This window comes from Staphylococcus simulans, assembly GCF_002902285.1.
GTDB classification, from domain to species: Bacteria; Bacillota; Bacilli; order Staphylococcales; family Staphylococcaceae; genus Staphylococcus; species Staphylococcus simulans.
Map to the genome: position 1 here is coordinate 32,864 of NZ_PPRU01000008.1, position 15,359 is coordinate 48,222.

Annotated in this window: 16 protein-coding genes and 2 tRNA genes; all 18 read left to right on the forward strand. The window is 35.3% G+C overall.

The genetic code is table 11. From position 1 onward, the window contains the following. The first annotated feature begins 42 nt into the window (after positions 1-42). The gene (locus tag CD112_RS02025) at positions 43-1,113 is read left to right on the forward strand and encodes a D-alanine--D-alanine ligase (RefSeq protein WP_002481759.1); all 1,071 of its coding nucleotides are present in this window, start codon (positions 43-45) and stop codon (positions 1,111-1,113) included. A 14-nt stretch (positions 1,114-1,127) separates the two neighbouring features. Then, positions 1,128-2,492: a UDP-N-acetylmuramoyl-tripeptide--D-alanyl-D-alanine ligase gene (locus tag CD112_RS02030; RefSeq protein ID WP_103363763.1), complete on the forward strand. Its 1,365-nt coding sequence runs from the start codon at positions 1,128-1,130 to the stop codon at positions 2,490-2,492. Between the two features lie 323 nt (positions 2,493-2,815). Then, positions 2,816-4,324 (forward strand): degradosome RNA helicase CshA, encoded by a 1,509-nt coding sequence (cshA, locus tag CD112_RS02035; protein WP_002481757.1) that lies wholly within the window; start codon positions 2,816-2,818, stop codon positions 4,322-4,324. 275 nt (positions 4,325-4,599) lie between these two features. Then, positions 4,600-4,935, forward strand: coding sequence for a PH domain-containing protein (locus CD112_RS02040; RefSeq protein ID WP_180991545.1), 336 nt, complete (start codon positions 4,600-4,602; stop codon positions 4,933-4,935). Next, positions 4,928-6,421, forward strand: a complete 1,494-nt coding sequence (locus tag CD112_RS02045) for a PH domain-containing protein (protein WP_070626487.1) — start codon at positions 4,928-4,930, stop codon at positions 6,419-6,421. Before CD112_RS02040 ends, CD112_RS02045 begins: the two co-directional genes overlap by 8 nt. Next, positions 6,414-6,911, forward strand: a complete 498-nt coding sequence (locus CD112_RS02050) for a PH domain-containing protein (RefSeq protein ID WP_070626486.1) — start codon at positions 6,414-6,416, stop codon at positions 6,909-6,911. Before CD112_RS02045 ends, CD112_RS02050 begins: the two co-directional genes overlap by 8 nt. 1 nt (position 6,912) lies before the next feature. Continuing rightward, positions 6,913-7,266, forward strand: a complete 354-nt coding sequence (gene acpS / locus CD112_RS02055) for a holo-ACP synthase (protein WP_070626517.1) — start codon at positions 6,913-6,915, stop codon at positions 7,264-7,266. A 79-nt stretch (positions 7,267-7,345) separates the two neighbouring features. Beyond that, positions 7,346-8,500: an alanine racemase gene (gene alr / locus CD112_RS02060; RefSeq protein WP_070626485.1), complete on the forward strand. Its 1,155-nt coding sequence runs from the start codon at positions 7,346-7,348 to the stop codon at positions 8,498-8,500. 80 nt (positions 8,501-8,580) lie between these two features. Continuing rightward, positions 8,581-8,748 (forward strand): type II toxin-antitoxin system antitoxin MazE, encoded by a 168-nt coding sequence (mazE, locus tag CD112_RS02065; protein WP_023016097.1) that lies wholly within the window; start codon positions 8,581-8,583, stop codon positions 8,746-8,748. Beyond that, positions 8,745-9,095, forward strand: a complete 351-nt coding sequence (locus CD112_RS02070) for a type II toxin-antitoxin system PemK/MazF family toxin (RefSeq protein WP_031262808.1) — start codon at positions 8,745-8,747, stop codon at positions 9,093-9,095. The genes mazE and CD112_RS02070 overlap by 4 nt, the downstream gene beginning before the upstream one ends. A gap of 291 nt (positions 9,096-9,386) precedes the next feature. Further along, positions 9,387-10,388 (forward strand): SpoIIE family protein phosphatase, encoded by a 1,002-nt coding sequence (locus CD112_RS02075; RefSeq protein WP_002481750.1) that lies wholly within the window; start codon positions 9,387-9,389, stop codon positions 10,386-10,388. Positions 10,389-10,463: 75 nt separating this feature from the next. Then, a complete protein-coding gene (locus CD112_RS02080; protein WP_002481749.1) occupies positions 10,464-10,790 on the forward strand; it encodes an anti-sigma factor antagonist in 327 nt (108 codons plus the stop codon). 1 nt (position 10,791) lies between these two features. Beyond that, positions 10,792-11,271 carry an anti-sigma B factor RsbW gene (rsbW, locus tag CD112_RS02085; RefSeq protein ID WP_023016096.1) on the forward strand — a complete coding sequence of 160 codons (480 nt, stop codon included), beginning with the start codon at positions 10,792-10,794 and terminating at the stop codon, positions 11,269-11,271. Continuing rightward, a complete protein-coding gene (sigB, locus tag CD112_RS02090; protein ID WP_002481747.1) occupies positions 11,246-12,016 on the forward strand; it encodes an RNA polymerase sigma factor SigB in 771 nt (256 codons plus the stop codon). The genes rsbW and sigB overlap by 26 nt, the downstream gene beginning before the upstream one ends. 115 nt (positions 12,017-12,131) lie before the next feature. Then, positions 12,132-14,282 (forward strand): Tex family protein, encoded by a 2,151-nt coding sequence (locus CD112_RS02095; protein ID WP_103363764.1) that lies wholly within the window; start codon positions 12,132-12,134, stop codon positions 14,280-14,282. Between the two features lie 7 nt (positions 14,283-14,289). Further along, positions 14,290-14,742: a SprT family protein gene (locus CD112_RS02100; protein WP_060804066.1), complete on the forward strand. Its 453-nt coding sequence runs from the start codon at positions 14,290-14,292 to the stop codon at positions 14,740-14,742. A 269-nt stretch (positions 14,743-15,011) separates the two neighbouring features. After that, positions 15,012-15,094: transfer RNA gene (locus CD112_RS02105), tRNA-Leu, on the forward strand. A 28-nt stretch (positions 15,095-15,122) separates the two neighbouring features. Beyond that, a tRNA-Gly gene (locus CD112_RS02110) sits at positions 15,123-15,196 on the forward strand. Positions 15,197-15,359 lie beyond the last annotated feature (163 nt).

Below are 15,359 nucleotides of genomic sequence, written 5' to 3' on the forward strand. Positions count from 1 at the left end.
CGTGATAAAATAAAGTTTAACAATGCGTTTGGAGGAAAGAACATGGCTAAAGAAAATATATGTATCATTTATGGTGGAAAAAGCGCGGAACATGATGTTTCTATTTTAACTGCGCAGAATGTCTTAAATGCTATTGATAAAGATAAGTACCAAGTAGATATTATCTACATTACAAATGATGGTGCTTGGAAAAAGAAAGATAACATCGTCGATAGTGTGGAAGATACAGAAACTTTGCGCCTAGAAGATGTAAAAGAAGGTGAAATTTCCAGCTTGCTTACAAACAGCAGTTCTGGACAGCCATATTCAGCAGTATTCCCATTATTACACGGACCGAATGGTGAAGACGGAACAATTCAAGGATTATTTGAAGTATTAGATTTACCGTATGTCGGTAATGGTGTGTTAGCAGCTTCTAGTACAATGGATAAACTTGTCATGAAACAATTATTTGCACATAGAGGTTTACCGCAATTACCATATGTCAGCTTTTTAAGAAGTGAGTATGACAAATATCAAAGCAATATTTTAAAACTTGTGCATGACAAATTAGAATATCCTGTCTTTGTAAAACCAGCAAACTTAGGTTCAAGTGTCGGTATCAGTAAATGTAACAACGAAGAAGAGTTAAAAGCAGGGATTGAAGAAGCTTTCCAATTCGATAGAAAACTTGTGATTGAACAAGGTGTCGTTGCGAGAGAAGTCGAAGTTGCGGTATTAGGTAATGATTACCCAGAAACAACGGAACCAGGGGAAGTTATCAAAGATGTGGCATTCTATGACTATAAATCTAAATATTTAGATGGTAATATCCGTTTATCTATTCCAGCTGAATTAGACAGTGAAGTACGTACAACACTTCGTAATATGGCAGTTGAAGCATTTAAAGCAACAGACTGCGCAGGCTTATTACGTGCAGATTTCTTTGTGACAGAAGATAATCAAATCTACATTAATGAAACAAATGCGATGCCAGGATTTACTAAATTCAGTATGTATCCAAGTCTGTGGGAAAGCATGGGCTTATCATACTCTGACTTGATTACAAAATTAATTGAGTTAGCGAAAGAAAAACATATCGAAAAACAAAAGAACAAATACAAAATTGATTAAGGTCGTGTACTTACATGATAGAAGTAACTTTAAAACAAATTAAAGCGTGGATTCCTTGTGAAATTGATGAAAAATATTTAGATCATACAATTAAAGGTGTCACAATCGACTCAAGAAAAATTGATGAAGGTAATTTGTTTATCCCATTTAAAGGTGAAAATACAGATGGTCATCGATTTGTAGAACAAGCATTACAAGATGGTGCAGGCGCTGTTTTTTATCAAAAAGATGTCAAACCAGAACATCCAGTAGAAGGTCCTGTCATCTGGGTTGATGATACCTTATTAGCACTGCAAGAACTGGCGAAAGCTTACTTGCAGCACGTACAACCAAAAGTAATTGCTGTAACAGGATCTAATGGTAAGACAACAACTAAAGATATGATTGAAAGTGTCTTAAAGCCGAATTTCAAAGTGAAGAAAACACAAGGAAATTACAATAATGAAATTGGGATGCCATTAACGATTTTAGAATTAGATGAGGATACTGAAATTTCCATTTTAGAAATGGGTATGTCAGGTTTCCATCAAATTGAACTACTATCTGAAATCGCACAACCTGATATTGCAGTGATTACCAATATCGGTGAATCACATATGCAAGATTTAGGTTCTAGAGAAGGCATTGCCCGAGCTAAATTTGAAATTGTTGCTGGTTTAAAACCAGAAGGTGTACTACTTTATGATGGAGATGAACCTTTACTTGTACCACATGTTCATACGTTAGAAAACAATCAAGCCATCAGTATCGGCATAAGTTCTGAGAATGAAGTGGTATGTCATGTTGAACAACATGATGCGTTAGGTATTGCATTTAGTATCAATGATCAAGAACATTATCAAATTCCTATTTTAGGTATTCATAATATGCGTAATGCAGCAATTGCGATTACGGTCGGTAAATTGTCAGGGCTTGATTATGAAACAATTAAAACGAATATTGCGCAAGTCCAATTGACGCAAATGCGTATGGAGTTTCATCATTCTAAACAAGATGTCGCAGTAATTAATGACGCTTATAATGCCAGCCCAACAAGTATGAAAGCGGCTATTGATACGCTATCTGCAATGGATGGACGCAAAATCTTGATTTTAGCGGATGTGCTAGAATTAGGAGAAAACAGTGCAGCAATGCATGCTTCAGTAGGTGAATACTTAGAAGATAAAGGTATCGACTATTTATTGACTTACGGCGAAGAAGCGGCACATATTCATCAAGCGGGTAAAGCATTTGTAGAGACTGCCGAACATTTTGATGATAAAACACAATTAATCGCAAATACGTTAGCACATGTTCAACCAAAAGATAATGTGTTGATTAAGGGTTCAAGAGGTATGGCTTTAGAAGAAGTAGCTCAAGCTCTATTAGAACAAAATTAATTAGAAAGTCAGCGAGATGATGAAATTTCTTATTACGAGAAATCCTATCATCTTACTGACTTTTTTGCTTTCTAGTGAGAATTGCATGATTGCTATAATGGGCTTAAGGTGGTACTATATAGAAGTTGATGAAAAATTAAAGACAAGGTGGGGGCGGGTGCTCATTAGTTCTGTATCCATACAGAATAATTGTTAAAGTATTAACCGCTCATTTTTTATCATTTTTAGATGAAAATGAAACTGATAGATGATGTATATCTACTGAAATAAAGAGAGCACAAATTCATCAAAGTCGTCTCGACCATATATAAAGGAGAATTATTTTGCAAAAATTTATAGACTTAGGTGTTTCAGAACAAACTGCTGAAACGCTTGCTAATATGGGCTTCGAAGAACCGACTCCTATACAAAATGATAGTATTCCGTTTGCATTGCACGGTTTAGATATTTTAGGACAAGCGCAAACAGGTACAGGTAAAACGGGAGCGTTTGGTATTCCGTTAATTGAGAAAGTTGTCGGAAAAGAAGGCGTACAAGCACTGATTTTAGCACCTACACGCGAACTTGCAATGCAAGTTGCGGAACAATTACGTGCATTCAGTCGCGGACAACGCGTACAAGTCGTAACAGTTTTCGGTGGTATGCCGATCGGACGCCAAATTAAAGCGTTGAAAAAAGGACCGCAAATTGTTGTAGGTACACCAGGACGTGTCATTGACCACTTGAACCGTCGTACACTTAAAACAAATGATATCCACACATTAATTATTGATGAAGCGGATGAAATGATGAACATGGGCTTCATCGACGATATGAGATTCATTATGGACCATATTCCATCAGAAAATCGTCAAACAATGTTGTTCTCAGCAACAATGCCTAAAGCCATCCAAGCTTTAGTACAACAATTCATGAAAGACCCTAAAATCGTTAAAACAATGAATAACGAAATGTCAGATCCGCAAATTGATGAATACTACACAATCGTTAAAGAATTAGAGAAATTCGAAACATTTACCAACTTCTTAGATGTCCACCAACCAGAATTAGCAATTGTCTTCGGTCGTACAAAACGTCGTGTAGACGAATTAACAAGTGCATTAATTTCAAAAGGCTACAAAGCTGAAGGTTTGCATGGTGATATTACACAAGCAAAACGTTTAGAAGTCTTGAAGAAATTTAAAAATGACCAAATCGATATTTTAGTTGCGACAGACGTTGCAGCACGTGGTTTAGATATTTCAGGTGTCAGCCATGTATACAACTTCGACATTCCTCAAGATACTGAAAGTTATACTCACCGTATCGGACGTACAGGCCGTGCCGGTAAAAAAGGTATCGCGGTTACATTCGTTAACCCGATTGAAATGGACTATATCCGTCAAATCGAAGATACAAATAATAGACGTATGAAAGCGTTAAGACCACCACATCGTAAAGAAGTATTACGTGCACGCGAAAATGATATTAAAGAAAAAGTAGAAAAATGGATGAATCAAGAACATTCAGAACGTCTACAAAATATCTCTTCTCAATTATTAAATGAATATGATGATGTAGAATTAGTAGCTGCATTATTACAAGAATTAGTCGAGTCAAATGATGAAGTAGAAGTTCAATTAACATTCGAAAAACCACTTGCACGCAAAGGTCGTCATAATGCGAAAGGTCCTCGTCGTGGAGGCAAACCTTCTAATAAACGTTCAAACAATAAATTTGATAACAAAAACCGTCGCGGTAAAGGCAAATTTAATGGTAAAAAACAAAAACACGATAAAAAAGATCATAAAAAACCGATTAAAGGTCGTACATTCGCAGACATGCAAAAATAAGAATACCCAATGATTTCAAACCGTTTCGAAGAAATTCGAAGCGGTTTTCTATTTATAGAAATCTATAAATTTTTAACAAAATAATGTTAATCATTGTTAAAATATGACTGATAGCTAAAATACATAGAAAGGTGCGAAGTGACCTTATGTCTAAAAAAAGTCCACGCCGCGTAGTAGGGTACTATTACATCCGCTATTTCATTGAGTTTTTAATAGAAATATTAGTTTTTAGCGGCTTAGTATTCTTGTATCATCATTTTACGTGGTCACCTTGGGTGCTAAACCTGCTTATCATTTTATTGGCCATGAGTTTCCTATATAAAATCATCCATCCTTGGATTATATGGAACTATCGCTTTTATCTATTGCAAGAACATTATGTATCAATTGAGTCACGATTCTTCTTTCAAAAGCAACAAGTGCTTAAATATGACAGAATACAATATGTAGAAAGAGAAAGTGGGCCTATTTTATTAGCGTTCAAACTTTATAAACTTTCTATTATTACTGCAGGTCATGTTGTCACATTACCGATATTGACAGAAGATGAAGCAATATCTATAGAATCCGTTTGTATGCGCCGACTTGAGGAGGTAGATGCAGATGTATAATCCACAAAGATTACACCTACTGTCATATCTCACAGGGTTAATTACTACAATTAAGCAAAATATAGTCGTCATTGTTATCTTTATTTTCAATATCAACAACTTTAACTTTACCGATGTAAAATCGTATATATGGCCAGCTTTTTTAACAGCTATATTTTTATTTTCTTTTATCTATAATGCATTAGAAGTGTATTCTACACGCTATTGGATAGAAGGGCATCATTTTGTCGTGACCAAAGGCGTCTTTAATAAAATACGAAAAGAACTGGATATTCAAAGAATCCAAGCTTTTGATTCCTCACAAGATATTGTGAATCGAATCTTTGGCGGAGTCATTATGGAAATTAAAACACCGAGTGATGGCATTACGTTGCAAATTGTGTCTAAGCAGCAGTTCAATCTGATAGAGCAAGCAGTCAGATCAGAACAAACATCAAAAGATTATAAAGAAGAAACAACGCATGTACCGATTGATGAGGAACAACAAGTTTCACATGACTTGGAACCAGACAAGCCTGAACACATATTTAATCTCTCGCTGAAAGAGTTGATTTTTATGGCGTTGTCTAGCGGATCTATTGGTATTGCGTTATTTACTTTAGCACCATTATTAGGAAGCTTCCAAGAAATTATTCCGTGGGATGAAGTGTTCCATCAATTTGATTGGATAGCAGAAGCTGCATATGTAGTGGTTGCAGGTATGATTATATTATCCTTACTTTTAGCATATATCATTGGTGTCATCATCGAATTTGTAAGGTATTACGGTTATACCCTGAGTGAGAAAGATGAACAACTGCATATACAATATGGCTTGTTGAATGTGAAGACGATAAATGTGGCAACACGCCGTATTCAAGCAGTAGTAGAAAAACAATCATTTATTCGTCGATTTATCGGTTATACTTCTATTTACTTTATTATTACGAGTGATGTGGAAAAGACTGATAGTTCTACAACAGCTTCAGGTGATATCATGATTTTACCGTTTATTAAACGTAAGAAAGCCTATCAAATTGTTGAACAGTTAGTACCTTCTATTCAATTTGAAACCGTAGAACCCGGATTGCCGATAGGCGGTATCCGTCGTCATGCACAAATTGGAATCGGTCTATTTTTAATCGCAGGTGCGATTTGTACGTACTTTTGGTCGTGGTGGTATATGGTGTTAGCCGTTGTCGCAAGTCTGTTAGTATTAGTGCATAGTATCATGACAGTACATTATTCAGGCTATAAAACTGATGCATCAACGCTAACTGTTAAGAAAACGCAATTAACAAGAACACGTTATTATTATGCGAAAAGAGATAGGTTGATTGGGTTTGAAAAATCACAGAATTGGTTTACGAAACGTGTCGGCTTAGCTGATTTCTCATTTTCGGCCGCAAAAGGGCAAGGTCAAATAGATATCGGTTTGCGCTTTATCAATAATGATGCTGCCGAACAACTAAAACAATGGTATGTAAAGGAGGACAACTATGAATAGAATGGCTCAAGATGGAAAGAAAGTGTTGTTTATTTCAGGTTTAATTCAAACAGGACTGATTGTTTTAGTGTTTTCTGTATTAATTACGGCAGAATATCTGTGGTTGCATCTATTATCCAAAGATGCATTGAAATGGGTTAGTCTGATTGCGGTTATACTCACATTATTTGTCTTTATATGGACCTGTCTTCTTAATCCGTGGTTGAAAAATAAGCAACACAGTTATTTGTTGGAAGCGAAACAAATTATTGTTCAAGAAGGTATGATTTTTGTCAGTATGAAACATATTCCTTTGTTTAGGATTCAAAATATAGATATTAATGAAGGTTGGTTGATGCGTAAATGGCAATTAGCAACATTGACACTGTCAACTGCAGGCGGAGATAGTGAGATATTGTTGATAAATAAAGCAACAGCCCAACAAATTATGTATGATATTAAACATATTCATGATAAGAATGAGATGTCAGAAGAAGAAGCGGGTGAATAAAGTGATTTATGGTATAGGTATCGATTTGATTGAAATTGATCGTATCAAAACAATGTTAGAACGTCAGAAGAGATTTCCAGAAAAAGTATTGAGTCAAGATGAACTGGACAAGTTCCATTCATTTTCACATCCACAACGACAAGCAGAATTTTTAGCTGGACGTTTTGCATGTAAAGAAGCGTTCAGTAAAGCGTTAGGTACAGGCATCGGCAAACAAATCAGTTTCCAAGATATTAATTGTAAAAACGATGAACTAGGACGACCTTATATACATTTTGAAGGGTTCAAAGTACATGTGAGTATCTCTCACACGAAAAATTATGCGACAAGCCAAGTATTGCTTGAAAAAATATAAAATAAATTGAGTATTGATAAAATGAGTCAGAAAGTATTATAGTAGTAATACATTTTACTTGGTTAAAGGAGATGACGCTATGGCGGATAAATTTTATCGCCCTACGTATTTAAAGGTAGACTTAGAAGCGATTTTAAAAAACTACCAAGTACTAGGAAAACTACAACCAAACAAAACAGTAATGCCTGTCATTAAAGCAAATGCATATGGACTGGGCAGTGTGAAAGTTGCACATTATCTAGAAAAACACGGTGCAGAATTTTTTGCGGTCGCTACATTAGACGAAGCAATTGAATTGCGCATGCATGGGATAGACGCCAAAATTTTAATATTAGGTGTCGTTATGCCGAATGATATTAATAAAGCGATTCAACATCGTGTTGCATTAACCGTTCCTTCATACCAATGGTTGGAAGCGGTAATAGAGCAGATTGAGCCTGAAAATAAAAAAGATTTATGGCTGCATGTCAAAATTGATACAGGCATGGGGCGCCTAGGTATTAAGACACTTGAGGATTATCAAAAAATCGTTGATACAATCAATCAACATGATCAATTAGTTTTTGAAGGTGTGTTTACTCATTTTGCGCAAGCAGATGAAGATTCACCACATACACATGAACAATACCAATTATTTGAAGATTGGGTGAATACATTACCACATCCTCCTTATGTCCATTCTCAAAATTCTGCAGGTACAATTCTGCATGAAGCACCTATTTGTAATATGGTGCGTACTGGTATTTCGTTATATGGTTATTACCCGTCTGAATATGTAGAAGAAGTGACAAATGCAGTGCTTTATCCAAGCGCTTACTGGGCAACCGAAATTATGGAAATCAAACGTTTAAACTTAGGGGATACTGTCAGCTATGGTTCTACCTTTACTGCTGACCGAGCATTGAAAATCGCTATTTTAGGTGTGGGTTATGCAGATGGATTCCCACGCATCATGCAAGGAGCAACAGTAGAAATCAATGGCCATCATTGTGAAATTATCGGACGTGTTTGTATGGATCAAATGATGGTGGTTTTACCAGAAGATGACACATTTGAAGTTGGGGATACAGCAACGTTATTGAACCGCGAACATCAAGGACCTGAATCATTAACTTCATTGGCACATCAACAACAAACTATCAATTATGAAGTGCTTTGTCGTATCGGTAGACGTGTGCCAAGAATCTACGAACCAGAAAAAGAATTTGATATTGTCAACGAATTGCAAAAATAGTATGGTCATGAATTTTGAAATTTGTTATGATTAATTTGAATATTAGTTTAGAAGTTCTTTATTTCTTGGAGGTCTTACCTATGTCAACTTTTAATCAGAATAGAAGCTATAGTTTGGAACAGTCATTAAAAGAAGGCTATTCACAAATGGCTGATTTGAATCTCTCCCTAGCAACGGAGGCATTTTCAGTGGAATGTGAAGCCTGTGATTGCAATGAATCTTATCTTACATTTGATAAGGATGAATGATGAGGAGAGGCGATGTTTATTTAGCTGATTTATCACCAGTGCAAGGTTCTGAACAAGGGGGAGTTAGACCTGTTGTAATTATACAAAATGACACTGGCAATAAGTACAGTCCGACGGTAATTGTAGCCGCGATTACTGGGCGTATTAATAAGGCGAAAATTCCAACACATGTTGAAATTGAAAAGAGTAAATACAAATTAGACAAAGATTCTGTTATATTACTTGAACAGATTAGAACAGTTGATAAAAAACGTTTGAAAGAGAAATTGACTTATCTTTCAGATGAGAAGATGAAAGAAATTGATAACGCGATTGGAATTAGTTTAGGCTTGACACATAAAAATTAGGAACCGATTTCAATCATATGTGTAAACAACTAAATGAGAAGTGGTTGTATCAGTTTGTGCTGAACAATCCAGTTCATTCAAATGAACGATTTAAAAGAGGTGAAGCAACATTTTCAGCCTGCTTAGCAACTTTGCTTATTGCTCGATTTTTATCATAGTGTGATACAGCATTTTACTATGGTGCTGAAATGTGACTTTCGACCTCTTTTTATTTCATCAAACAAGATTTAAATAAGTATGTGTGGTTACTGGGGAGACGGCGAAACTGGTATAAAGAGAGGGACAACGCAATTGGAAAATTTCAAAAAAAGATATATGCAATTAATGAAGTCTTATGTAGAGTCCTATAATAAGGAAACGGTTATTAAGCAATTTGAAGGCTTCGGTCAAGAAATTTTAGAAAAACATATCCATGCAGAAGATGTACTTGATATTCATAGAGAATGTGCCAAAGAAATGGACTTAACTAAAGAACAAGTCTTCGCTACATTTGAATTATTGAAAATTATCGCAAGTATTTTCGGATATAGCTATCAAGATTATCAAGAAATGGTAGATAAACTCTATTACCATGATAAAGAAATGGATTTAGCTTCACGTTTACAACAAACGATGCTGCAAACTGAGATACCTCAATTCGACAGTATTCAAATTGGGGTTATTTCTGTTGCAGCGCAAAAAGTAAGTGGGGACTACTTTAATTTAATTGATCATAAAGATGGAACGATGAGTTTTGCGGTAGCGGATGTCATTGGTAAAGGTATTCCTGCAGCGCTCGCAATGAGTATGATTAAATTCGGAATGGATTCATATGGGCATTCACAATTACCAAGTGATGGTTTAAAACGTCTGAATCGTGTAGTTGAGAAAAACGTCAACCAAGATATGTTTGTGACAATGTTCTATGGCTTATATGAAGAAATGAATCATTTGTTATACTGTAGTTCGGCAGGTCATGAACCAGGTTATATTTTCAGAGCTGCCGAAGACAGATTTGAAGAAATCTCTGTTAAAGGGCGTGTGCTTGGTGTTAGACAATTAGAACGCTACAAGCAGCAGGAAATTCAAATTCATTTAAATGATTTGATTATTATCTTTACTGATGGTGTGACTGAAATCAGGGATGAAAACGGTAAATTTATAGAGACAGATTATTTATTAGATTTTATACATAAGTATAAAAATCTGCATCCGCAAGATATTGTACAGTTATTGTATGAAGATTTACTTGGCATTCAAAAGTCGGGCAAGCGTGATGACTTAACAATCTTAATTATTAAGCGAGTAAATTAAATAAAAATGATTAACCTTTAAACAAAATGGGTAAACTAGTGTTTGAAATATGAACAGACTGGAGTGTATCACTGAATGAATTTGAATATAGAGACACAAGAACATGATGGGTATTATGAAATTAAAGTCGGAGGAGAACTAGACGTTTATACTGTACCTGAATTGGAACAAGTTTTAACACCAATTAAACAAGAGGGTACACATGACGTATATGTTAACTTGACGAATGTAAGTTACATGGATTCCACTGGACTTGGTTTATTTGTAGGCACATTGAAAGCATTAAATCAAAATGATAAAGAATTATATATTATCGGCGCTTCAGAACGTATCAGCCGTTTATTCGAAATTACAGGTTTAAGCGACTTGATGCACGTAAATGAAGGATCGGAGGTAGAATGACATGGAAGCGAAGCGGAATGTAATTGAAATGAAGCTGCCGGCACAAGCTGAATATGTCAGTTTAATCCGATTAACATTATCGGGCGTGTTTTCACGTGCGGGTGCTTCATATGAAGATATCGAAGATGCTAAAATTGCGGTAAGTGAAGCAGTCACAAATGCTGTAAAACATGCATACAAAGAAGAAGAAATCGATCCCTCTATTTATTTATGTTTTGAAATTTACGATGATAAAATTAGAGTTGTTATTTCTGACCAAGGCAAGAGCTTCGATTACGAAGAGAAGAAAAAAGAACTTGGTCCATACAGTGAAAATGAAAATATAGACTTCTTAAGAGAAGGCGGATTAGGTTTATTCTTGATTGAGTCATTGATGGATGAAGTTAAAGTAAACAAGGACAATGGTGTAACGATAAGCATGATCAAGTATATAAAAAAAGAGCAGGTGCACAATAATGGCGAAAGAGTCGAAATCAACTAACGATATTTCACCACAACAAATCAACGAATGGATCAGACAACATCAGAATGAAGAAAATACCAGTGCCCAAGACAAACTTGTCAGACATTATCAAAAATTGATTGAATCTTTAGCTTTCAAATATTCAAAAGGACAATCACACCATGAAGACTTGGTTCAAGTAGGAATGGTAGGACTTATCGGTGCCATAAATCGATTTGATATCAATTTTGGCAGAAAGTTCGAAGCCTTCTTGGTGCCTACGGTAATCGGTGAAATTAAAAGATACTTAAGAGATAAGACTTGGAGCGTTCATGTTCCAAGACGTATCAAAGAAATTGGTCCAAGAATTAAAAAGACCACTGATGAATTAACAAATGAACTTGAACGTTCGCCATCAATTGCCGAAATCGCAGATAGATTAGAAGTTACAGAAGAAGAAGTATTAGAAGCGATGGAAATGGGACAAAGTTACAATGCGTTAAGTGTAGACCACTCCATTGAGGCAGATAAGGATGGTTCAACGGTCACGTTACTTGATATTATGGGTGAGCAAGAAGATGGTTATGATTTAACCGAGAAACGAATGATTTTAGAAAGAATCTTACCTATTTTATCTGATCGTGAACGTGAAATTATTCAATGTACTTTCATTGAAGGGTTAAGTCAGAAAGAAACAGGTGAACGCATTGGCTTAAGTCAAATGCATGTCTCACGATTGCAACGTAATGCAATTAAAAAGTTACAACAAGCGGCGAAGAAATAATGCCGAAAATAAAGAATCGCAATCTTTAGAAAGGGCTGAGATACATTATGTATTTCAGTCTTTTTCTATTCTTATGATACTATGGAAACAAGAAAATGAATTTGAGGTGCAGATATTGAATAACGAATTAATCAACTCAATTGAAAAACAACATCACTTTTCAAAAAAACAAATTACTGAAGTGCTAGCATTACTAGAAGAAAATAACACAGTTCCATTCATCGCACGTTATCGAAAAGAGCGTACAGGTGGACTAGATGATGTCGAAATTAAAAAGATTGCCGACGAATATCATTACATGGAACAGCTTCAAAAGAGAAAAGAAGAAGTTTTACATAACATAGAACAACAAGGTTTATTAGATGACCAGTTAAAAGCGGATATTTTAAAACAAACGAAGTTGCAACGTGTGGAAGATTTATATAGACCGTTTAAACAAAAGAAAAAAACACGTGCAACAGAAGCTAAACGAAAAGGATTAGAGCCTTTAGCAAAATGGTTGATGCAAAGTAGTATTGATCAATCACCTAAAACTTATGCAGAAGCATTTTTAAATGAAGAAGTGACATCAGTTGCTGATGCGTTAGCAGGTGCACAAGATATTATTGCAGAATGGGTTTCTGATAATCCTAAATACAGAAATAAAATTTTGACACAGACACAAAAACGAGGACTCATCACAAGTCAGAAAAAGAAAAAAGCAGAAGATGAGAAAAAGACATATGAAATGTACTATGAATTTTCAGAGCCGATTCATAAAATAGCCAACCATAGAATATTAGCGATGAATCGCAGCGAAAAAGAAAAAGTATTATCAGTGAAGATTGAAATGGATACAGATTCATTAGAAAGAGAAATTGCACGCCAAGAAATTAAAGGTCAGCATGAAGGTACAACTTATATTGAAGCGGCAATTAAAGATAGTATGAAACGTTTGATTATGCCATCAATCGAGCGAGAAATTCGCACTGATTTGACGACTAAAGCTGAGAATCATGCGATTGATGTATTCAGTGTTAACTTAAAACATTTATTATTACAACCACCATTGAAAGGAAAACAAATTTTAGGTGTTGACCCTGCATTTAGAACAGGGTGCAAATTGGCTGTAATTAATCCGTATGGTACATTTATTGCAAAAGGTGTGATGTATCCGCATCCGCCAGTTTCAAAAACAGCGCAAGCAGAAAAAACATTTTTACAATTTATCAATGATTATGATGTTAAATTAGTAGCTATTGGTAATGGTACGGCAAGTCGTGAAACTGAACAATTTGTGGCTGACTTAATTCAAAAACATAACTTAGATGTTCAATTTATTATTGTGAACGAAGCGGGTGCGTCTGTTTATTCTGCATCTGAAATCGCAAGAACAGAATTTCCTGATTTCCAAGTAGAAGAAAGAAGTGCTGTTTCCATAGGACGTCGTGTACAAGATCCGTTGAGTGAATTAGTAAAAATTGATCCAAAATCAATTGGTGTAGGTCAATATCAACATGATGTTAACCAAAAAGCACTTGAAAATGCTTTAAATTTCGTAGTAGAAACAGCCGTTAACCAAGTTGGCGTAGATGTGAATACAGCTTCACGTTCATTATTGCAACATGTTTCAGGTTTATCACCGCAAATCGCACAAAACATTATTGATTATCGCGAAGAAAATGGTGTCATTAACCATCACAAACAAATTGCCAAAGTAAAACGTCTAGGCCCTAAAACATTTGAACAAAGTATCGGATTCTTACGTATTGTAAATGGTAAAGAACCGTTAGATAATACATCAATTCACCCTGAGAGTTATGCGATTGCATATCAATTATTAGAGCAACAAGGTTTGAGTGCAGAAGATCTAGGTACAACACATCTTAAAGAGGTATTGAACAAACTAGACTTAAAACAATCTGCTGAGCAATTAAACGTAGGTCTACCAACTTTAGAAGACATTGTGGCTGCGTTGATAGCACCTAATCGAGATCCACGTGATGAATATGAAACGCCGATTTTAAAATCCAACGTATTATCTTTAGAAGATTTAACCAAAGGAATGAAATTGAGCGGTACTGTTCGAAACGTCGTTGACTTTGGTGCATTTGTAGATGTCGGTGTTAAACAAGATGGCTTAGTGCATATATCTCAATTAGCGAAACGTTTCGTGAAAAATCCAATGGATATTGTCAATGTAGGAGATATTGTAGATGTTTGGGTACTTGATACAGATACAGTAAAAAATAAAATTTCATTGACAATGATTAATCCTAATGAGTAATAACTGGATGGATAATGAGAAGTTGCAACAACTTACAGAGAAAATTTCCAGACAATCATTTGGATGGGAATTCAAACACGAGGCTTATTTCAATAATAGGTTAAGAACAACAGGCGGAAGATATTTGTTGCAGTCTCATAATATCGAAATCAATCCGAAACAATATGAACAGTTTGGAGAAGCGGCTATTATTGATATTATCAAACATGAACTATGTCATTATCATCTCCATCTGCAAACACGAGGTTACCAACATAAAGACAAAGATTTTAAGAAGTTAAGTCAAAAAGTTGGTGCACCAAGATTTTGCAGTGCTGTTAAAAGTTATGAAGAACGAGCGAACTATGTATATCAATGTCAATCATGCAAAAAATCTTTCTTGCGCATTAAAAAAGTGAATACACGAAAGATGGTTTGTGGTCATTGTCACGGCAAGTTAAAACTACAAAAGAAATTATAGTAATCAATACCGAGTATCTAAGGTGTTATGCCTTGGATGCTCGGTTTTTTACTACGATTAAAATAAAAATAAGGAAATATGAACTTTAGTGTTGACTCAACTCTGAGAATGTTATATGATAGTTCATGTCCTAAAAAAAACGACATTAAATATTTGAAACGAACTTTAACGCTATGTTAAAAACTTTTAAAAAGTTATTGACATGATATTACGAGAGTGTTACAATAGAGTACGTTGTTAAAATAAATGATTAATGAAATCAAACCCAAGCGGTCGTGGCGGAATGGCAGACGCGCTAGGTTGAGGGCCTAGTGGGAGAGATCCCGTGGAGGTTCAAGTCCTCTCGGCCGCATCAACATTTCATTAATTAACGAATATATGCGGGTGTAGTTTAATGGCAAAACCTCAGCCTTCCAAGCTGATGTTGTGGGTTCGATTCCCATCACCCGCTCCATTGAAACATTTAATGAACATTGAAAACTGAATGACAATATGTCAACGTTAATTCCAAATTAACAAACGTCCTAAAGACGTTTTAAAACAATTAGTTTTTATGAGCTAGTCAAACATCATAAATTATTATGGAGAGTTTGATCCTGGCTCAGGATGAACGCTGG